Source organism: Amycolatopsis orientalis DSM 43388, from assembly GCF_000411975.1.
GTDB lineage: Bacteria > Actinomycetota > Actinomycetes > Mycobacteriales > Pseudonocardiaceae > Amycolatopsis > Amycolatopsis orientalis_D.
Genome location: NZ_ASXG01000040.1, coordinates 1 through 19,434, shown reverse-complemented (window position 1 = coordinate 19,434; position 19,434 = coordinate 1). Strand labels below are relative to the sequence as shown.

General features: G+C 69.2%; 18 protein-coding genes. 13 read left to right on the top strand and 5 right to left on the bottom strand.

Annotated features, from left to right (window positions below; all coding sequences use genetic code 11):
* Positions 1-17 precede the first annotated feature (17 nt).
* From L942_RS07140 to L942_RS07130, 3 genes are read left to right on the top strand one after another with little or no spacing between them, the layout of a single operon-like run.
* Complete coding sequence (locus L942_RS07140; RefSeq protein WP_081654965.1) at positions 18-734, top strand: AzlC family ABC transporter permease; 717 nt, start codon at positions 18-20, stop codon at positions 732-734.
* Positions 727-1,056: a branched-chain amino acid transporter permease gene (locus L942_RS07135; RefSeq protein ID WP_037356583.1), complete on the top strand. Its 330-nt coding sequence runs from the start codon at positions 727-729 to the stop codon at positions 1,054-1,056. The genes L942_RS07140 and L942_RS07135 overlap by 8 nt, the downstream gene beginning before the upstream one ends.
* Before the next feature lie 7 nt (positions 1,057-1,063).
* Complete coding sequence (locus L942_RS07130; protein ID WP_158684434.1) at positions 1,064-1,519, top strand: hypothetical protein; 456 nt, start codon at positions 1,064-1,066, stop codon at positions 1,517-1,519.
* Positions 1,520-1,825: 306 nt separating this feature from the next.
* On the opposite strand, the gene L942_RS07125 is transcribed toward L942_RS07130, so the two are convergent.
* The 4 genes from L942_RS07125 to L942_RS07110 form a co-directional block, all read right to left on the bottom strand.
* Positions 1,826-3,175, bottom strand: coding sequence for a flavin monoamine oxidase family protein (locus tag L942_RS07125; RefSeq protein ID WP_037356577.1), 1,350 nt, complete (start codon positions 3,173-3,175; stop codon positions 1,826-1,828).
* A complete protein-coding gene (locus tag L942_RS07120) occupies positions 3,172-3,552 on the bottom strand; it encodes a hotdog fold domain-containing protein (protein ID WP_037356574.1) in 381 nt (126 codons plus the stop codon). The genes L942_RS07125 and L942_RS07120 overlap by 4 nt, the downstream gene beginning before the upstream one ends.
* On the bottom strand, positions 3,549-5,270 hold the full coding sequence (locus tag L942_RS07115; protein WP_081654964.1) for a flavin-containing monooxygenase: 1,722 nt from the start codon (positions 5,268-5,270) through the stop codon (positions 3,549-3,551). The genes L942_RS07120 and L942_RS07115 overlap by 4 nt, the downstream gene beginning before the upstream one ends.
* A 74-nt stretch (positions 5,271-5,344) precedes the next feature.
* Positions 5,345-6,286, bottom strand: a complete 942-nt coding sequence (locus L942_RS07110) for an alpha/beta hydrolase (protein ID WP_037356571.1) — start codon at positions 6,284-6,286, stop codon at positions 5,345-5,347.
* A 126-nt stretch (positions 6,287-6,412) separates the two neighbouring features.
* Between L942_RS07110 and L942_RS07105 the strand changes: the two genes are divergently transcribed.
* The 8 genes from L942_RS07105 to L942_RS07070 are packed head-to-tail and all read left to right on the top strand — an operon-like array spanning position 6,413 to position 15,786.
* Positions 6,413-7,060 (top strand): hypothetical protein, encoded by a 648-nt coding sequence (locus L942_RS07105; protein WP_037356568.1) that lies wholly within the window; start codon positions 6,413-6,415, stop codon positions 7,058-7,060.
* The gene (locus tag L942_RS07100) at positions 7,053-8,387 is read left to right on the top strand and encodes a glutamine synthetase family protein (protein WP_037356565.1); all 1,335 of its coding nucleotides are present in this window, start codon (positions 7,053-7,055) and stop codon (positions 8,385-8,387) included. Before L942_RS07105 ends, L942_RS07100 begins: the two co-directional genes overlap by 8 nt.
* On the top strand, positions 8,384-9,166 hold the full coding sequence (locus L942_RS07095; protein ID WP_037356562.1) for a gamma-glutamyl-gamma-aminobutyrate hydrolase family protein: 783 nt from the start codon (positions 8,384-8,386) through the stop codon (positions 9,164-9,166). The genes L942_RS07100 and L942_RS07095 overlap by 4 nt, the downstream gene beginning before the upstream one ends.
* A complete protein-coding gene (locus tag L942_RS45250; RefSeq protein ID WP_235078939.1) occupies positions 9,163-10,746 on the top strand; it encodes an AMP-binding protein in 1,584 nt (527 codons plus the stop codon). Before L942_RS07095 ends, L942_RS45250 begins: the two co-directional genes overlap by 4 nt.
* A 2-nt stretch (positions 10,747-10,748) precedes the next feature.
* A complete protein-coding gene (locus L942_RS45245; RefSeq protein WP_037356559.1) occupies positions 10,749-11,501 on the top strand; it encodes an enoyl-CoA hydratase/isomerase family protein in 753 nt (250 codons plus the stop codon).
* A 34-nt stretch (positions 11,502-11,535) separates the two neighbouring features.
* Positions 11,536-12,633: a Zn-dependent alcohol dehydrogenase gene (locus L942_RS07080; RefSeq protein ID WP_037356556.1), complete on the top strand. Its 1,098-nt coding sequence runs from the start codon at positions 11,536-11,538 to the stop codon at positions 12,631-12,633.
* A 26-nt stretch (positions 12,634-12,659) separates the two neighbouring features.
* The gene (locus L942_RS07075) at positions 12,660-14,123 is read left to right on the top strand and encodes an aldehyde dehydrogenase family protein (RefSeq protein WP_037356553.1); all 1,464 of its coding nucleotides are present in this window, start codon (positions 12,660-12,662) and stop codon (positions 14,121-14,123) included.
* 28 nt (positions 14,124-14,151) lie between these two features.
* On the top strand, positions 14,152-15,786 hold the full coding sequence (locus L942_RS07070) for an MFS transporter (protein WP_051165773.1): 1,635 nt from the start codon (positions 14,152-14,154) through the stop codon (positions 15,784-15,786).
* A 49-nt stretch (positions 15,787-15,835) separates the two neighbouring features.
* Here the strand turns inward: L942_RS07070 and L942_RS07065 are convergent, their stop codons facing one another.
* On the bottom strand, positions 15,836-16,444 hold the full coding sequence (locus L942_RS07065) for a TetR/AcrR family transcriptional regulator (protein ID WP_037356550.1): 609 nt from the start codon (positions 16,442-16,444) through the stop codon (positions 15,836-15,838).
* Between the two features lie 225 nt (positions 16,445-16,669).
* Here L942_RS07065 and L942_RS07060 point away from each other — a divergent pair, with 225 nt between their 5' ends.
* Positions 16,670-17,362 carry a hypothetical protein gene (locus tag L942_RS07060; protein ID WP_037356547.1) on the top strand — a complete coding sequence of 231 codons (693 nt, stop codon included), beginning with the start codon at positions 16,670-16,672 and terminating at the stop codon, positions 17,360-17,362.
* A 37-nt stretch (positions 17,363-17,399) separates the two neighbouring features.
* Positions 17,400-18,761, top strand: coding sequence for an NAD(P)/FAD-dependent oxidoreductase (locus L942_RS07055; protein WP_037356544.1), 1,362 nt, complete (start codon positions 17,400-17,402; stop codon positions 18,759-18,761).
* The last annotated feature ends 673 nt before the right edge of the window (positions 18,762-19,434 follow it).

Below are 19,434 nucleotides of genomic sequence, written 5' to 3'. Positions count from 1 at the left end.
GACGTAGTGTTCCAAGCGTGGAAACCGTGTCCGACCTGGCTGTTCGTGATCGCTCGCCCGCGCTGGCCGCACTGAAGGACTGCGGGTCCGTCGGGATCGGCCTGGTCCCGCTCGGGCTCGCGTTCGGCGCGTTCCTCACGCATTCGGGACTGTCCTGGTGGTGGGCGACGATCTTCACCACGTTCATCTACGCGGGCTCGTTCGAGTTCCTGCTCATCGGCCTGGCCGCGGCGGCGGCTCCGCTGGCGTCGATCGGGCTCTCGGCGTTCCTGGTCAACGTCCGCCACGTGTTCTACGCCCTGTCCTTCCCGCTGCACCGCGTGCGCGGCCGCGGCGCCCGTGCGTACAGCACCTTCGCCCTCACCGACGAGGCCTACGCACTGTCCACAACGGACGCCGCCCGGGAATGGAGCGGTGCGCGAATCCTGTGGCTGCAACTGTTCCTGCACCTGTTCTGGGTCGGCGGCGCGACGGTCGGCGGACTGCTCGGCTCCCTGATACCCAGCAGCGTCGTCGGCCTGGACTTCGCCATGACGGCCCTGTTCGTCGTGCTCGCGCTCGACGCTGTCCGCGATCGCAAGGGAGACCTGCCGACCCCGATCCTCGCCGCCCTGAGCGCCGTCCTGGGCCGCGTGCTCTTCCCCGGGCAAATGCTCCTGGCGGCTTTCCTGCTGTTCGTCGGAGGACTGGTCGTCCGCGGCGTCGTCGCCGAACGGAGCGTGAGCAATGCCTGACCCCGCCTACCTGCTCGCCGCGGTCGCGGTGTCCGCCGCGGTCACGTGGGGTTTGCGCGCGCTCCCGTTCGCCGTCCTGGCCCCGTTGCGCGCCAGCCGGGCCGTGCAATACCTGAGCACGCGCATGCCGGCGGGCGTGATGGTGATCCTGCTGATCTATTGCCTGCGCGACGTTTCGTGGACGTCCCCGAGCGCGCTGGCCCCGACCGTCGCGCTGGCCGTGACGATCGGCCTGCATCTGTGGCGCCGCAACGCGGTGTTGAGCATTGTCGGCGGTACTGCGGTGCATGTTTTGCTGGCTAGCCTGCTGTTCCCGGTATGATTCGGCGGTGGAACACCATCTTCCAGCGCAGGAGCGCCGGACTGCTCTACTTCGCGACGCCGGGTTTGTCGTAGTGGCGGCGAATTATTCGTTCAACGGCCCTTCTCCGGAAGCTGCCTGGCGACCGGTGATCAGCGGAGATGCCGTTCCGACCGTGCGGGTGAGCCACGAATCCGCTTCGGCCGACCATGAACGCGAAGTCGACCGAAGCTGGGAGTCGGTGGCGGAAGAATTCGGGGTTTTCGGCGAAGGCGGAGATTTCCTGATCAGCGTCGCGGGCGAAGGCATGGGAAGCCTGCCGTGGGCGCACGTCCGCCGTGGTCGAAACCTTTCTCCGGCAAGGCATCTCGTGGACTACCCAGGCGAACCCGAATTCGTGACGATGTCCATGGACGGCCGTGCCGTGTGCGGGGTGACTACCGAGGAATACGACATCTGGATCATCGGCGCGACTCTTGCTTGACCGGCGGAACCCAGGCTGGCCCTAGGCGTCCGGTCGATCCGCGGCCGCAGCTTGCCGGGATCGGTGAACGGCGTCGCCGTCCCCGCTGTCCCACCGAGCCGCGCGTCGAGACGAAGCAGTGCGGCTATCGTCCAGTGCCGGTCGTGCGAGCGGGCCAGGTACCGGTCGACGATGACGCCGAGCGCGGCCGAAGACGAGTCCCTTCCTCGGGCGTACCCCGGACGTCGAGTGCGAGCGCGCTCGGTTCGTCCGTCAGTTCGCCCAGCTGGCCGCGTAATCGACGTCCCAGCTTAGCCCCGGCAGCACTCAGTCCCGCGGAGGCAAACTCGCCAGCACCTTCTCCCCGGCCTGCTGACCAGAATTCGCCGCATCCGCCAAAGAAGGTACATCGAGCTGGTAATCCCCAGCCAGATAAACCGGACCGAAGTTCTCGCGCAGCGTTGCGAGCGACGCCCGTCCTCCGGGGGCCCAGAACGGCACCACCCGCGGGTGCCGGCGCAGGATTCCTTCGCCGAGCTTTCCCTTCAGTTCCGGGTAGAGCTTCAGAAGATCCGCGGTGAAACGACCGACGATCTCCTCGTCGCTGAGTTCGAACAGCTTGTCGGCTTCGGCTCCGCCAGCGAAGCAGGCCAAGGCACCGCCGGGTTTGCGCGTGGCTCCGCGCCGCAATGCGGCAGCGTGGTTGAACACTGCCTGGAACGAAAGTTCCGGCGTCGACACGGCCAGATAGTCGTCCCAGCTCTGCGGTCCCTCCTCGTGGGTGAAGAAACCCACCACGACGTACCGGCCGTAGCGGATGTCGGCGAACGCCTTGCGGTATTCGGCAGGCAGATCGCGCACGATCCGCACCGCGAGGTCGGCGGGCACCGCGACAACGGCGCGCTGGGCCTTGAGGCGCACCGGCCCGTCCGCGCTGTCGTAGTCCACGACCACGCCGTCGGCGGTCCGTTGCACCGAAGTCACCGGCGAGTTCAGCCGGATCCGTTCGCCGAGGTCCTTGCTCAGGATGTCGGTCAGCGTCTGGTTTCCGCCCTCGGGCAGCGAGAGGTTCGGGACCTTGCTCGGGTCGGTCAGCAGGATGCCCATCGAGTAGACGAACTGCGTGGCGGCGGTTTCCTCCGGCTCGCATCCCATCCACTGCCCGGACCACGAGCGGACCATCGTCCGGGCGAGGTCCGATTTGACCCCGCGCAGCACGAAGTCGGCGCGCCGGGCGTCGAGCTTCGCCCGGACCCGGTTCGCCCAGCGGTTGTCCATTTCCAGGAACGGGACGTTGGCGATGATCCGGGTGCCCACCGCCGCCAGCCCGAGCCGGTCCAGGAAGCTCATCCGCGACTGGAACATCAAGGCGAACGGGTTGGACGTGTCGACCTGCTTCCCGCCGAGCGCCAGCGCCACCGACTTTCCTTCGAGCGTTCCCATCGGGACGCGGTGCCGCCGCAGGGCGTCGATCAGCGGACCGGTGCCCTCGGTGAACTGGGTGCCGACGTTGATCCAGTAATCGCCCTGGCGCACCGAATCCACTCGGCCGCCGGCGCGGTCTGCGGCCTCGAGCACGACGACGTCCCGGTCCGCCAAAGCGGTCGCGGCCATCAGACCGGCCATGCCGGCGCCGACCACCACGACCTCGCAGGTTTCTTCACGCACGCTGGTCATTGGTTCTCCTTAACGAAATCAGCGGGAAGGACGCCCGTTCCGCGGGCGCGGGTCGCGACGATCGGTTCGGCCAGGACCTCGGCCCGGCCGGACTCGTCGAGCGAGCGGCAGATGACGCGCAGTTCGAAATCGACCGTCCGGCTGCGGGTTCCCTTGGCCGCCAAGCGAGCCTCGACCTCGATCACGTCGCCGCCGCGAACCGGGGCGAGGAATTCGACGGAGGAGTAGCCCGCGAAAAGGCTCTCGTGGCCGTCGCCGAGGATTGCCAAATGGGTTCCGGCGTCGCCGAACAACTTCAGGCTGTATGCGCCGTCAACGAGGTTTCCGGCGTAATGGGCGTCGGAATAGGCGACGTAGCGCTGGTGCACGACCTTCATCCGCCGACGACGGTGGCGGCGTCCGTCTGCCCCTCCCGCGCCGTCGTCGGAGCCGGGACCTCGACCTCGGTGTCGATGCGGCCGAGGCGTTCGGCGACGGCCTTCCCGTCGAAAGCGATGCCGGGATAACCGCGGCGGGCGATTTCCTCGCAGATCCGGCGGTACCGGCCGACGCCGCCGACATAGCCCATGAAAGTCGACGGTTTGCCTGCGACATTGGAGCCTCGGTACCACGAATCGGTGCTCGCGTAGAGCGTCTGGTTCACCGTCCACTCGGTGATGTCCACCCAGTCGTCCTGGCCCTCGGGGGTCGCCTCGATGACCTCGCGGCCCTCAGCCCGCGCGTGGGCGATCAGGTCGGTGATCCAGTCGACCGCCTGCTCGATGGTCATTACGACATTGCTGGCGAGCGCCGGGCTTTGCGGACCGGCGACCATGAAGAAGTTGGGGAATCCCGCGGTGAGCAGACCGAGGTAGGTGCGCACGCCGTCGTGCCAGACGTCCTGCAGCTTGCCGTGGCCGGGCGCGGTGACGTTGAGCCCGAAGAGCGGTCCGGTGAAGGCGTCGAATCCGATCGCCAGGACGATGACGTCGACCTCGTACGAACCCGCCTCGGTGACGATGCTGTCCGCGGTCATCGTGGTGATGGGTTCCTCGCGAAGCGAGACCAGGGAAACGTTGGGACGGTTGAAAGTCTCGTAATAGCCGGTGCCGAAACAGCTTCGCTTGGCGCCGAGCGGGAAGTGCGGCTCCAGCAGCGTCGCCGTGCGCTGGTCGTGGACTATTTCGTGGATCTTGCCGCGGAAGAAATCGGCCGCGGTCTTGTTCGCGTCGAGGTCGAAGAGCAGGTCGGCGAATTCCGCGCCCACGCCCTGGAAACCGCTGCGCTCGTACGCTGCTTCATAGCGGCGCTGGCGTTCTTCGTCGGACACGTCGAAGGCGCGGTCGGTCACCGGGCGGTCCGGGATGCCGCCGGGCGAATAGCGGCATTCCTGGCGGATTTCCGGGTACCGGCTCTTGATCTCGTCGACGACCTCGGGCGGCAGCACGCGATTGCGGGCCGGGAACACGTAATTGGCGGTGCGCTGGAACACGGTCAGCTGCTCGGCCACCTCGGCGATGAGCGGAATGCATTGCACGCCAGAGGATCCCGTGCCGATCACCGCGACCCGCTTGCCCTTGAGGTCGTCCAGCGAGAGGTTCCAGCGGCTCGTCGAAACGGTGCGGCCGGCGAAATTCTTCAGACCGGGCACGTCGACGTCCTTCGGCGTGGACAACCCGCCCGAAGCGGCCAGCAGATAGCGGCCCCGCCGGGTGGCGCCGGAATCGAGCGTCACCTCCCAGAGCTTTTCCTCAGCCAGCCAATGGGCCGCTACTACCTTGGTGCTGAACTGAAAATACCGGCGCAGGTCGAAGCGATCGGCGACATGGTTGATATAGCGCAGGATTTCCGCCTGCGGCGCGAAGCGTTCGCTCCAGGTCCATTCCTTCTGCAGTTCCTCGCTGAAGGAATACGAGTAGTAGATGCTCTCCACGTCGCATCGCGCGCCGGGGTAGGTGTTCAGGAACCACGTGCCGCCGACCTCGGGCGCGGCCTCGAATCCGGCGAACGTCCAGCCGTGCTCGCGGGCCTGATAGGCGGCGTACAGGCCGGAGAACCCGGCGCCGACGCACAGGACGTCGACGACGGCGGCGGGCTGCGTCGTGCTGTCGGTCATGGTTTCCGCTCCTCGAGGGTTGCCGGGCGTGCCGCGCGAGATTGGTCAAAAGTCTGAGTCGAATGACTAAGAAGCTACGGGCCGCTGTGACCGGAGTCAATGGCCTGAAGGTGCCGGGCCACGGCGGAGAGCGCGGCGTCGGTCTGCGGGAAGGTGCCGACTTCGGTGAAAAACCCGTGGAAAACCCCGGCGTGGCGGATCAAGGCGACCGGTACGCCGTCGGCTCGAAGTCGTTCGACGTAGGCCTCCCCGTCGTCGCGCAGCGGATCGACTTCCGCGGTGAGCACGAGTGCCGGTGGCAAGCCGCGCAGGGACGCCGCCTTCATCGGCGCCGCGTACTGGTCGATGGCGGCGGAACTGCCCCCGACGTACTGCTCCCAACACCAGCGCGCGTCGGCGGTGGTCAGCAGGGGAGCGTCGGCGCACTCCGTCCAGGACGGCGTGGCGAAGCGGTCGTCGACCGCCGGGTAGACCAGGATTTGGGTCTCCGGCAAGCGCAAGCCGTGCTCGCGCAGGTGCAGGCAGAGCGCGGCGGCGAGGTTGCCGCCCGCGGAGTCGCCGCCGACGGCGATCCGGTCGCTGCCGTCCTTCCGGAGCCAGGCGACCGTGTCGACGGCGTCCTCGAACGCGGCGGGATACGGGTGTTCGGGCGCGAGCCGGTACTCCAGCGACAGCACGTCCCAGCCCGATCGGGCGGCGATGGCGCGACACGCCTCGTCCGCGCCGTCGAGCGTGCCGAGGACGAATCCGCCGCCGTGGAGGTAGAGCAGCACGCCGCCCCGTGCCGCCGGTGCGTGATAGCGGCGCGCGCGGAGTTGTCCGGCGCGCGTCGGCACCGCGAGTTCTTCGACCCGGTCGAGTGCCGTGCGCGGGACTTCGGGTGGCGTGCTCGCCAGCATCGCGCGCGCGTTTTCGGCGCCGAGTTCGCGGACGGGGGCGGGCAGAGCGGCCGAGATCGCTTGTGCGACAAGGAATGCGTTGCGATCAAGCCGGGCCCAGCACGAAGGTTCGGTCATCGAGGACCTTTCTGGCGAATTCGCCGAGGGGTGTTGACACCGTGTGACCCGTGACTCACTATCACTGGTCAACTGCCTCAGTCAAATGACTAAGTTCGCCGCGAACGGCACCCGAAAGGACCGGAAATGACCAGAGGGAAGCGCACCGCGGACGCCGCGCGGGTCGAAATCAGGATCGAGGACGACGCCAGTCCGATCGTCCGGCTGATCGGCCGCACGCTGCGCGACGCACACCGCGCCGGGTACGCGCTGGAGGACCTCAGCCGCACCAGCGGGGTCGTCGCGGTGAAGTCGCACGACACGCCCCAGTCGGCCACGATTGCCTTCGGCCCCAAGGGAATCGACGTTTCCAGCGGGGTGCTGGTCGAGCCCGACGCGGTGGTGACGGTCGACCTCAACGGGCGGTTCGCGCCCGCCGCGGAGGCGGTCGGCGACACCGACCTCGCCGCTGGCGTGCTGCACGCGCTCACGCCGCCGATCCCGCCGTGGCGCGAAGGAGCGAAGCAGTTCTGGGACCGTACCCGGACGCTTCCGGGAATGCCCGAGACGCTCGTGGTGGTCACTGAAGGCGAGGGCGGGCTGGAGCAGCTCGTGCTCGGCGAGGGCTCCTCGCGCTACCTCATCGCCTCGGATCCGGATTCGCTCGCGGGCATTTTCTCCGGCGCCGACGACCTTTTCGCCGTTCTCAACGCCGGTGCCCTTGGCCTGCAAGGAACCATGTCGCAGCTGTCGGTCCTGGCCGGCGCCTCCTGGAAGGTTCGTTACGATGTCTGACACTCCGCGCGCTGTGCGCCTCGAAGCGACGAACCACGAGGGCTGTTTCCTCGGCAAGACCGTCTCGCCCCGGAAGTACGAGTCCGGCAAGCACGCCGGTTTCCCGCACGCGGACCTGCTGTTCGGCCTCGATCTGGGCAACCTGCCGGTGTTCGGGGCGGCGTTCCCGGAATGGCGCGGCCACATCGACGACGTCTACCTGCGGCCGGACCCGGCCACGCTGGTGCGCTGGAAGCCGGGTCTGGACGCGGTGATCGGCGACTACTGGCTCAAGGACGGCCGCCCGGTCCCGCTCTGCCCGCGAAACCTGGTGCGCCGCATGGTGGACCGGCTCGCCCAGCACGGCTACACCGCCACCGTCGCGGTCGAGATCGAGGCGACGGTTTTCGAGGAGTCGATCCACGAGGCGCGCGCCCGCGGCTACCGCGACCTGTCGCCGCTCGGCGGCACCGCCGGAACCGCTTACCACCACGCCAAATCCCAGGACTGGTCCGAATACCTGCACGCGGTGACCGATCGGCTCGACGAGGTCGGCATCGTCTGGGAGGCCTGGAACGACGAGGACGCCGCCGGTCAGATCGAGCTCAACATCGCGATGGGCGACCCGATCAAGGTCGCCGACGACTGGGCGCGCACCCGTCAGGTGATGCGCGAGGTGGCGCACGACCTCGGCCGCAGCGTCACCTTCATGGCCAAGCCCACTGCCGGATACGGCCAGGCGTCCCACATCAATCTCTCCCTGCAGCGCGACGGAGCCAACGCGTTCTACGCCGAGGACGGGCCGTCCGAGACCATGCTGCACGCCGTCGGCGGACTGCTGGAGACCATCGCCGGCAACACCTCGATCGTGCTGCCGCAGATCACCTCGTACCGCAGGCTGGTCGACCTCAGCGGCCCGCCGGTCACGATCAGCTGGGGCATCAGCAACAAAACCGCCGCGGTGCGCGCGGTCGTCGGCCACCCGGAGTACTCCCGTCTCGAATACCGCCTCCCCGGCGCGGACGCGAACCTCTATCTCGCGCTCGCCGGCGTCCTGGCCGGGGTCGTCGCGGGCGTCGAGCAGAAGCTGGAGCCGCCGGAGCCGGTCTCCGACATGGCGTGGTGCCTGCCGCCCGGGCTCGGCATCGAGCGGATCCCGGACACCATCACGAAAGCGGCCGCCGCGCTCGACGCCGACGCGAATTTGCGCGAGCTGCTCGGGAACGAGTTCGTCGACTTCTGGGTCGCGTCGCGCCGGTGGGAGTGGCTGGCCTTCCACACCATGGGCGGCGACCCGTTCGCCGAACTCTCCGAGTGGGAGTCGGCCCGCTACTTCGAGCTGCCGTGAGCCCGCGCGAGAGCCCGCTGATCGGCGTCACCGGCCGGCGCTTCCGGCTTTCCCTGATCGCCGGGGCCGACGCACGGTACGGCGACCGGTGCGCGGACAGTTTCATGGCGGACTTCGCGACCCGGATCGCCGCGGCGGGCGGCCTCCCGGTCCACCTGTCCTACGACACCGACGCGGCGGGGGTGTGCGAGTGGCTGTCCGCGGTCGTGGTGACCGGCGGGCAGGACGTCCACCCGGCGTACTGGGGCGGCGACACGTCGGTCGTCCGCGACATCGATCCGCGCGCCGACCCGATGGTCCACGACGCGGAGCGGGACGAGTACGAACTCGCCCTGGTCCGCGCGGCGCTCGAACGGCGGATCCCGGTGCTGGCGGTCTGCCGCGGCCTCCAGGTGCTCAACGTCGCCTTGGGCGGCACGTTGATCGCCGACCTGCCCGCCGGCCCGGTCGCGCACCTGTCGGCCGAGGCGGCGCCCACCGACGGGACCGCCGACCACGTCGTGACCTTCGCACCGGGCTCGACCGCCGCCAGCCTCTTCGGCGGCTCCGCGCGCACCAATTCCTGGCACCACCAAGCAGTCGACCGCTGCGGTGCCGGATTGGTGGTGACCGGCCGTGCGAGCGACGGAGTGGTCGAGGCGGTGGAGCTGCCGGGAGCTCCGGTCCTCGGAGTCCAGTGGCATCCGGAGTGGATGGCGGGCAGCGACCCGAGTTTCGCCTGGGTCGTCGCCGAGGCCGCCCGCCAGCTGGAGTCCCAGCGCGAGAGGAGCTGCTTGTGAGCACCGGAACGCAAGACGCGGCGGTCCGCGCCGAGCGGATGGAGGAGGCCCCGCCCGTCCCGACGCTGACCGCGTTGCTGGCGCGCCGGGCCGAGGACGCCGGAGACCGGGAATTCCTGCGGTTCGCCGAGGGATCCTGGACGTTCGGCGAAATCGACGCCTGGACGTCGCGGCTGGCGCACCGGCTGATTGAGGTCGACGGCGTCCGCCCGGGAGACCGGGTCGCGATCATGCTCCCGAACGTCGTCCACTGGCCGGTGGTATGGCTGGCCGCGCTGAAGGCGGGCGCGGTCGTCGTCCCGGTCAACTGCTCGTACCAGCGCGCGGATCTCGCCTTCGTGCTGCGCGATTCGGGGGCCCGGATCGTGTTCACCGACTCCGAGCGGGCGGATCTGGTGGCGGAGGTGCGGGTGGCGGACGACGCGCTCGCGGGCGTTCGCGTGATCGACGTGGCCGACGACGGTTCGAAGCCGTTTCCCGCGCAGGCGCCGCCAATTCCGGCCGAAGCGGAGACGCTGGCGAACCTGCAGTACACCTCGGGCACGACGGGTTTCCCGAAGGCCTGCATGCTCACGCACGACTACTGGCTGCGGCTGGGCTGGGTCTGCGCGGGCGCGACCGGGCTGGGACCCGACGACGTAATCCTTACCGCGCAACCGTATTCGTACATGGATCCACAGTGGAACACCGCGCTGGCGCTGACCGTCGGCGCACCGCTGGTCGTGCTGCCGCGGTTCTCCGCGTCGACCTTCATGGCCGACGTCCGCCGCCACGGCGTCACGTTCTTCTACGTCCTCGGGTCGATGCCGACGCTGTTGTTCAAGCAGCCGCCGACGCCCGAGGATCGCGACAACCGGCTGCGGATGGTGTTCTGCTCGGGGATTCCCGTTGCCCTCCACGAGAAATTGGAGGAACGGTGGGGTGCTCCGTGGCGGGAGATTTACGGGATGACGGAGTCCGGAGTGGACTTGTTCAGCCCGCTCACCGATGCAGTGGGCACTGGCAGCCTGGGCGGTCCGGTGCCCACGAAGCGGATTCGCGTGGTGGCCCCGGACGGCAGCGAGGCGCCGGACGGCGAACCGGGCGAGCTGGTCGTCGCCGGAAAGCCGATGATGACGGGCTACTGGAACCGGCCCGAAGCCACCGAAGCGATCCTGCGCGACGGCTGGCTGCACACCGGCGACCTCGTCGTCCGCCAATCAGGCGAAGGCCTCCGGCTGGTCGGGCGGATCAAGGACATGGTGCGCCGGGGCGGCGAGAACGTCGCCTGCGCCGAGGTCGAGGCGGCGCTGGAACGCGACGACCGGGTAGTCGCCGCCGCGGTGGTCGCCGTTCCGGACGAGGTGCTCGGCGAGGAGGTCAAGGCGTTTCTCCAGCTGCGCAACGGAATCCCGGCCGACCGGACGACAGCCGAGCGCATCCGCGAACAAGCAGGCGCCCAGCTCGCCCGCTTCAAGGTGCCGCGCTACGTCGAGTTCGTCACGGACTTCCCCCGCACCCCGTCCGAGCGCGTGGCCAAACCGGTGTTGCGGGAACGCGACCCAGGCACCACCTACGACTTCTCGCCCCGAAGGAGCTAGCCATGCCTGCTGAGCAGTTCCTCGACGTCGAGGTCGTCCGCGAGGTCGCCGTCATCACCTTCAACCGTCCCGAGAAGCTCAATGTGTTCACTGTGGACACTCGGCTCCGGCTCGCGGAGTTGATCCGCGAACTCGGCACCGGCGAGACGGTGCGCGGCATCGTGCTCACCGGTGCCGGACGCGCGTTCTCCGCGGGGGAGGACCTCCGCCAGGCGCCGACCACCGACGCCGAGGTCCGCCAGGCCTTCGAAAGCTTCCACGACATCACCCGCGCGATCCTGGCGACGCGGGTGCCGGTGGTGGCAGCCCTCAACGGCATTGCCGTCGGCGGTGCCTCGGAGATCACGCTCTGCTGCGACGCGCGCATCGGCACCGCAGCGACCGAGTACTACCAGCCGGAGAACGGCCGGGGACTCACGATTTCCAACGCGTCGAGCGTGCTGCTGCACCGCCTGGTCGGCAACCACGCGATGCGAATGGTGCTCGGGTCGCCGCGAATCGGGGCCGAAGAGGCGCTGCGGATCGGCCTGCTCGACGAACTGGCCGAACCCGCGGCACTGCTCGACCGCGCGATCGACACCGTTCGCGAGTGGACCCCGGAGGGCAACACAACGGCCCTTCACCTGGCTCTCCTGCGCCCGCAGGCCGGGGAGGTCGAAGCCGCTTTCGCCCGCGAAGACGAGGCGGCCCGCCTCGCCTGGCGCAGCGGTGCCCTCAGCGCGGGCGTCGAGGCCTTCTGGTCCGCCCGCGCGTAGTCCCACGAACCACGACCCCAGAGGAGGCGGCCGCATGATCGAAACCCGCGCCGCAGTACTGACCGAAGTCAACCGGCCGCTCGAACTGACCGACATCCGCGTGGACGATCCGGAACCGCACGAGGTGCGGGTCGCGGTCGCGAATGTCGGCCTGTGCCACAGCGATGTGCACTACCTGACCGGCACCGTGCCCATCGAAACCCCGGTGGTGCTCGGCCACGAGGTGGCGGGGATCGTGGAATCCGTCGGCTCGGCCGTCACCGGGCTGCGCCCGGGGGACCGGGTCACCGGAGCACTGACCCCCTCGTGCGGCCTGTGCGCCCAGTGCGCCGAGGGCCGGTCGACGCAATGCCTGCGGATCGAGGAGATCCGCCGCCGCCCGCGTCCGGCGTTCCAGCTCGCCGACGGACAGCCGATCGGGCGGCTGGGCGACATCGGCGCGTTTTCCCAGCACGTCCTGATGCGGGAGAACGCACTCGTCAAGCTGCCCGACGACGTTCCGCTGCATGTGGCCTGCCTGCTGTCCTGCTGCATCGTCACCGGCGTAGGTGCGGTATTCCGCGGGGCACAGCTGCGGCCGGGCAGCACCGCCGCGGTCATCGGCTGCGGCGGCGTCGGCTCGGCCATCATCCAGGGCGCCCGGCTCGCGGGCGCATCTGCGATCGTCGCCATCGACCTGGACGACGAGCGGCTCGAAGCCGCCCGCGGCTACGGTGCCACCCACGTCATCAACGGCGGTGTCGGCGATCCGGTAGCCGAGTTGCACCGCCAGCTCGGCGACGGCGTCGACTACGCCTTCGAAGCAGTCGGCTCGGCTCGCACTGCCGCCACCGCGCTCGCCCTGGTGCGGCCCGCAGGCACGGCTTGCCTGGTCGGCATCGCCCCGGCGGGCACCGAGATCAGCGTGCCCGCCTTGGACTTTTTCTTCCAAGAGAAGCGGCTCATCGGCTCGTACATGGGTTCGGGCCAGGCCCGCGAGGACATCGCGCAGTTCGCCCGCCTCTACCAGCAGGGGCGGCTGCTGCTCGACGAGATGGTCAGCCAGGTCATCCCGTTCGCCGAGATCGCCAAGGGCTTCGACGCGATGACGTCCGGCGCGGTCACCCGCGTCGTCCTCGACCTGCAGTCCTGACCAACCCCCGAATCGAGGCGAACGCTATGCCCCACAACGGATTCCCGGTGCCCCAGCCGGTGAATTACATCGCCGATGAATGGAGCGAATGCGCAACCGTCGGCGACGCGTGGAACGTCGACCCCAACACGCGGGAGCCTGTCCACCGGCTCGCCACCACTCCGCCGGACGACCTCGAACGCGCCTTGCGTTATGCCGAGCAGGCCTACGACATCGGCCGGTGGGACGAGGACGCCCGGCACGAGCGGGCGGAAATGCTGGAGCGAGTGGCCGCGATCGTGGAAAGCCGCGTCGAGGACATCGCCCGCGCGGACGCGCTCACCAGCGGCACGCCGATCAGCGTCACCCGCACGGTCGCGGCGTTCCTCCCGTTCCGGATCCGGTCCGCTGCGGCCGATTTGGTGGCCATCCCGCGCGTAACGGCCCTGGCCGCCGACGGGCGGGACGTCCGGCTCTACAAGGTGCCGTGGGGCCCGGCCGCGATCCTCACGCCGTGGAACGGACCGAGTTTTATCCCGGCCGCCAAGGTGACCAGCGCGATCGCAGCGGGCTGCCCGGTCGTTCTGAAACCCTCCGAGCACGCGCCGTCGAGCGCGCAGATCGTCGTCGAGTGCTTCGTGGAGGCGGACCTGCCCCGCGGTGCCTTGCAACTGGTGCACGGCACTGGCGACGTCGGTGCGCGGCTCACCTCCGACCCGCGGATCAAAATCGTCTCCTTCACCGGCGGTCCCGGCGCGGGCCGCGCCATCGCGCGCGCCGCGGCCGAGGATTTCAAGGTCCTGCAACTGGAACTCGGCGGCAACAACCCGGTCGTCGTGCTGGACGACGCCGACCTCGACACCGCGGCCGACGGGATCCTGGAGGGGATGACCAAGCTCAACGGCCAGTGGTGCGAGGGACCGGGCAAGGTGCTCGCGCCCCGGCCGATGGTCGATCCCTTGCTGGAAGCGCTGACCGAGCGGATCGCCAAGCTGGCCGTCGGCCACTCCCTGGACGAGGACTCCCAGGTCGGCCCGATCTCGAACGAACCGCATTTCCGCACGCTGGCGAACCGGATCGCGGGGCTGCGCGACCTCGGTGCCAGCATCCACCAGCCCGCGCGGCTGCCCGATCTCGCCGGTTTCTTCCTGTCCCCGACAGTCGCCGTCGGCGCCGACCCGGCCCAGGCGACGGCGGAACTGTTCGGCCCGCTCGTTTCCTTGCACGGCGTCGATTCCGTCGAGGAAGCGCTGCGGATCGCCAACGCCGCACCGTCCGGTTTGGACGCTTACGTCTTCGGCTCCGACACCGACCGCGCGATCGAAGTGGGCGCCCGCCTCGTCGCGGGCGAGGTGCGGGTCAACGGCGCGAAGATCGCCGACCTCGGCGACGGCTCCGCGCAGAGCTTCTGGGGCCCGGCCGGCATCGGCGGCCACGGCCCGGCCGAGTCGGTGCGGGTCTTCTGCGGCGACCGCGTCGTCGGCGTGGACAGCCCCGGCCTCCCGTTGTGAGTCCCTGCCCCGAGATTTGGAGAAACCCATGCAAATCGAAGTAGCGCTCGCCCAGGTGCGGGCCTTGGAGGGCACGCGGCGGGCCAGCCGGACAGCCCTCCTCGCGGTCGCCGCCCTGCTGGCCACCGTGACCAACGCGGTGTCGTTCATGGTGCCGCCGCTGCTCCCGGTCATCACCACGAGCTACGCCCACAACTCGGTGAGCGCCGCGGTCTGGATCCTGGCCGCGCTGACCTTGGGCGGCGGCGCGGGATTCGTGCTCATCCCGCGGCTGACCGACATGCTGAGCGACCGGTCGATCGCGCTGCTCGCCGGCGGTTTCCTGGCCGGCGGCGCGCTCGTGGCGGCCGTCGTCGACACCTATCCGGCGCTGGTCGCCGGCTCCGCCTTGCTGGGCTTCGGCAGCGCCGCGCAATTCGTGCCGCTCAGCTTCCTGCGCCGCTACCTGCGCGGCAAGAGCATCTCCACGGCGGTCATGGTGCTGATCATGGCCACCGGCAGCGGCGTCGTGCTGGGCATGGTCGGCGGCGGCGTCTCGGTGCGGATCTGGTCGCTGCCGTCCCGGCTCAACCCGGACGGCACGGTGCCCGCCCTTTCGCTCGCGCCGTTCTACTTCACGCTCGCCGTGCTGTTCGCGCTGACCACGCTCGCGTTGCTGGTCGTCGTCCCGAATTCGCCGCCGCAGGCCAAGGGACGGCTCGGCCTCGGCAACACGCTGTGGCTCATCGGCTGGGTTTCGCTGATCCTGCTGGCGCTCAGCGCGCCGCCGGACGGCGCGATCGGCCAGAACGCCCCCGCGATCCTGCTCGTCGGCGTCCTCGCCGCGGTCGGCTGGGTTTTCGCCGAGCGCCGGGTCAAAGCACCGGTCTTCGACATCGATGTGCTGCGCACGCCGTACGTCACCACCGCCTGCGCCTCCGCCGGGCTGTTCGGATGCATCGACGCCGCGTTCCTGGTGCTGTCCAACTACTACGCCCAGACGGTGAACGGCCTCCCGCTGTCCACGGACGGCGGCAAAACCGGATGGTCCCACGCGTTCGCGGAGTACGGCCTGAGCTTCGACCCGCTCACCACGAGCCTGATCCTGCTGCCGTTCGCGCTGACCATGTTCATCAGCGGCAAGTACTCCGAGCGGCTGATCGCCCGCGGCCGCCCGGAACTCATCCTGATCGGCGGCGCCGTCGCCTGCGGGGCCGGGCTGCTTCTCCTCGGGCTCGCCCACGACCAGGCGTGGCACTTCGTCGTCGCGTCCGGGATCATCGGCCTGGGCAGCCGGGCCGGCTACAGCGCCGCGTTCTCGATCCCGCAGTTCGTGGTGCCGGAGACGAAATCCGGGATGGCCGCGGGCATGCCGGGCACGATGATGGCGATCGGGATCGCGGTCGGGGCGGCGGTCGTCACGATCGTGCTGAACGGGTCGGGGTTCGTCTACCACTCGGTCGACGTCGCCGGAATGCTCGCCGGCAGGGTCGATCCGGCGTCGGTGAACCTCAAGACGTCGGACTACCTGCTCGACGGCTCGCACATCCCGAGCGCCGACGCCTTCACCACGAGCTTCTATCTGACGCTGATCTTCCCGGCGTTGGTCGTCCTCGCGACGGTGCTGTCCCGGACCCGGCACACCGGCGGCTTCAAACGCGTGCTCGAACAGCACCTCGGCTGATGCCTGCTTACGCAACGGCAGGCCGCCTCGCCGGGCGCGGCCCAGCGGCTTACCCCGCGACGGTCGCGGAGCCCAGCCGGGCCGCCAGCCAGCTTTCGAACAGGGAGTCCGCGAGCTGCATCTGCTTCTCGGCGAAGGCGCGGTCGCCGTAGGTGATCCAGCCGACCGCGAACCCGTCGGACAGGCAGGCGATCGCCGAAGCGATCTCGCGGATCGTCTCGTCGTCGACCGGGCGGTCGCCGGCCGCGTCCCGCAGCGCCGAGCGCGCCCCTTCGAGCGCCCGGTCGTAGAGGTCGATCCCGCTGTCTTCGTGCTGGCGCCGGGCCCAGTTGATGAGTTCCAGCGCCGAAACGGCGAAACTCGGCGACTCGACGTAGTACTCCATGACGTCGTGCAGGATCTTGCGGGCCGCCTCCGCCAGGGTGGCCCGCGGGTCGACCTTCGAGCTCAGCCCGCGGAATTTGCCGACCACGAACTTGTAGACGTCGGCGAAAAGGTCCTCTTTCGAGTCGTAGCAGTAATGCACCATCGCGAGATTGGCGCCCGCCTGCTCGGCGATCCGCCGGGTGGTCGCCCCGTCGATGCCGTGCTTCGCGATGACCTCGACGGCGGCGTTGACGAAGTCCTGGCGCCGCTGCGCCGCGGAGATCCGTGCCACGAGCCCTCCCAGGGACGAAACGCGCCCCAAAGTTGGACGCTTGATCAAGTAAGCACCAGGTTACCAGGCCCCGGATGGCCGCGGGATGAATCGATCCGAAGCCCCGGGCAGAAGTTAGTCAAACATCTTGAACAGATGACTAAGTGTGTCGTACGGTATGAGCGCGATCACACGAGCGAGCTGCCTCCGCCGGTCGGGCGGGGCACGATCTAAGGACTCGATGCAATGAAAGAGCTGCTCTTCGCACTGGCCGATCTCTGGATGATGTTCGCCGGCTTCTACTGCGGCTGGAAATTCCTCCGCCGCTATTCCAATTACCTGCTCGGCCTCGAATGGATCATCGTCGCCACGTCCGGGACGAACTTCCTGGTCTGGTCGCTGCTCGGCGGCGACGAGGGAAGTTTCCTTTACAGCGTCGCGTATTTCTTCGACGCGTTCTCGCGGTCGGTCGGCATCACCCTGATCCTGGTGATGGGCCTGATGCGGGTGACGCGCCGGTACAAGCCGTCGCTGGCCGTCGACATCGGGGTTTTCGCGGTCGCCGTCGCCGCCGGGCTGTTCCTGCAGCAGTTCCGCGCCGACCGCCTGCACGTCGGCCCCGCGACTTTCTACGTCGTCGTCAACATCCTCACGACGTTGTTCCTCGCCTACTTTTCCTGGCGGCTGTGGAAAATCGGGGCCACCGGCCTGGCCGTGGCCGCCGGTCTCGCCACCGCGGCCGGCACCGCGATCGCGCTGACGTACGACTTCTTCCCGTTCCCGGACGACGCGCACCGCACGGTGTTCTACATCCTGGCACTCGGCACGTGGGGAACCCAGCTCTTCGTCTACTTCCGCAGCTATCGCGCCCTGCACGAGCACAACGTCCGGACCGGCGTCGAGCCCGCGTCCGCCCAGCGCAGCGCCAGCGCGGTCTGAACCCGCTCGCCTGCCGCGTCCCCGAGGAGAAGCTCTGATGAAAACCGACCACGTCGAGTACCACGCCTTCAGCGGCTGGGTGAAACCGCCCAGCGACGTCCGGCCCGCCTTGGCCGAGGACGTGACCTGCCGCGTCGCCGTCATCGGCGGCGGGATCAACGGCATGTCGACTGCGCTGCGGCTGACCGAACGCGGCCACGACGTGGTGCTGCTGGAGGCGCAGTTCTGCGGCCACGGCTCGAGTTCGCGCAACGCCGGCCAGTTGGCCGGAGCCCCCGGCGGCGACCTGCAACTGCTCAACCTGTTGTCGCGCAAGAAAATGCCCGGCATGATGCGGCTCGCCGAACACGCCGCGCACCACGTCGAGGGCTTCATCGCCAAGCACGACATCGATTGCGACTACGAGGCCACGGGCAACGCCTTCGCCGCAGTGTCGCGCGGGCAAATGGGTCGCGTGCGGCGGGTGGCGAAAATCGTCACCCGCGCCGGCGGCCACGTCGAAGTCGGCACGAGCGAGGAACTCGGCATCCCGCGCGGTTTCGTAGGCGGGTTGCGCGAGGTGGTCGGCGGGATGATGAACCCCGGCAAGTTCAGCCTCGGCATGCGCCGCGTCCTGCTCGACTCGCCCGCCCGCGTCTTCGAACGGACGAAGGTCACCGACGTCCGGCCCGACGGCGCTCAGACCGTCCTCACCACTCCTCGCGGCCGCGTCCGCGCGGACAAGGTCGTGCTCGCCACCAACGCGTTCGCGGGGGAGTGGGACGTCACGCCGCGGCACCTGTCAGTCCCGATCTACGTGGTCGAGGCGGAAACCGAACCGATCGACCCCGACCGGCTCGCCGCGTTGGGCTGGACCAGCCGGATGGGCCTCGTCACCCAGCACGCGATCATGGAGAACTACCGGCTCACGCCGCGCAACACCATCGTGTTCGGCGTGCGCCGGCTCGAGCGCGGAACCAGCTATCCGCTGCCCGAGAAGACGCCGGATCCCGCACTGGTCGAGGAATTGGCCGGAGCGTTCGCCACGCGTTTCCCGGCCCTGTCCGACCTCGCGATCGAGCGAGCGTGGGGCGGATGGATCGCCATCACGTCGTCCTGGCTTCCCCTCGCGGGCCAGATCGGGGACAGCATCTATTACTCGATCGCCTGCAACGGCCACGGCCTGGCCCAGGCCCCGTACGTGGGCACCCTCATCGCGGACGCGATCATCGACGGCGAACGGCACGAGGATCTGCAGACGCTGTGGGCGGCGAAACCGAACTTCCCGCGCCCGATGATGATGGGCCGCCTGGGACTGCGCACCATCTGGGCGGTCGACCGCTTCAACGACCTGGTCAACGGCAGTCGGCGCAACGCCCGGCGAGCCGCGGCGGTGCCGGTGCGGGGCGGGGTTCGGTGAGGGCGGCTCCACCGCCCGGGTTCGTGGCGGGTGGATGACCGTCGATCCAGGTGCGGGCAGTTCGGTGCCTCGGGATAAAGCACATCATTCCCACGCACGTTTCGAGCGCGCCGCAGATTTCGGTTGCAGGCACCTGCGCGAATCCCGTTCCGGGGCGATGCGCGACCGACGAGTAGTTCGCTGAACCGCGAAAGCAAAAAGATTCGCGAATGCCCCGGGGCGGTTCGGGTGCCCTCCGCATCGGGAGAAATGTTTTTTGAGCTGCGGGTTTCCGCTTGGGTGGCGTTGGGTGCTGCGCACGCGTCGTATCAGCGTGGCCGGGTGTTCGCGTGGCGGTTTGGCGAGGAGGGAACGGCTTCGGCCGGGCTCGTCGGTCTGCTCCATGCCAAGTCGCGGTAATCCGCGACCCGCTCAGGCGAGTCCTTTGCGGACGACGGCGCGGCTCGCGGAACTGAGCGGGCCCGGCGTCTCGGCGACGCCGGTGCTGTGCTGCGACATCGTCGCGCGCATCGCTCGGCTACCGGATCGCGGCGATCGTGGTCGCCGCGATCCGGTAGCCGGCCGGGTTTATCGGCGGCGCTCGGCGCGGGCGGGTCCGGTGGAGCGTCGCGGGATGAGTGTGGGGGCTGCGACGAGGGTGCGGGGTGCGGTGCCGCGCGAGGCGGCGGCGAGC

Bases quoted from the DNA above. Each gene is read 5' to 3' on its own strand.
- L942_RS07135 (WP_037356583.1), top strand. From the start codon at position 727: ATGCCTGACCCCGCCTACCTGCTCGCCGCGGTCGCGGTGTCCGCCGCG.
- L942_RS07125 (WP_037356577.1), bottom strand. From the start codon at position 3,175: ATGACCAGCGTGCGTGAAGAAACCTGCGAGGTCGTGGTGGTCGGCGCC.
- L942_RS07120 (WP_037356574.1), bottom strand. From the start codon at position 3,552: ATGAAGGTCGTGCACCAGCGCTACGTCGCCTATTCCGACGCCCATTAC.
- L942_RS07115 (WP_081654964.1), bottom strand. From the start codon at position 5,270: ATGACCGACAGCACGACGCAGCCCGCCGCCGTCGTCGACGTCCTGTGC.
- L942_RS07110 (WP_037356571.1), bottom strand. From the start codon at position 6,286: ATGACCGAACCTTCGTGCTGGGCCCGGCTTGATCGCAACGCATTCCTT.
- L942_RS07105 (WP_037356568.1), top strand. From the start codon at position 6,413: ATGACCAGAGGGAAGCGCACCGCGGACGCCGCGCGGGTCGAAATCAGG.
- L942_RS07100 (WP_037356565.1), top strand. From the start codon at position 7,053: ATGTCTGACACTCCGCGCGCTGTGCGCCTCGAAGCGACGAACCACGAG.
- L942_RS45245 (WP_037356559.1), top strand. From the start codon at position 10,749: ATGCCTGCTGAGCAGTTCCTCGACGTCGAGGTCGTCCGCGAGGTCGCC.
- L942_RS07080 (WP_037356556.1), top strand. From the start codon at position 11,536: ATGATCGAAACCCGCGCCGCAGTACTGACCGAAGTCAACCGGCCGCTC.
- L942_RS07075 (WP_037356553.1), top strand. From the start codon at position 12,660: ATGCCCCACAACGGATTCCCGGTGCCCCAGCCGGTGAATTACATCGCC.
- L942_RS07070 (WP_051165773.1), top strand. From the start codon at position 14,152: ATGCAAATCGAAGTAGCGCTCGCCCAGGTGCGGGCCTTGGAGGGCACG.
- L942_RS07060 (WP_037356547.1), top strand. From the start codon at position 16,670: ATGAAAGAGCTGCTCTTCGCACTGGCCGATCTCTGGATGATGTTCGCC.
- L942_RS07055 (WP_037356544.1), top strand. From the start codon at position 17,400: ATGAAAACCGACCACGTCGAGTACCACGCCTTCAGCGGCTGGGTGAAA.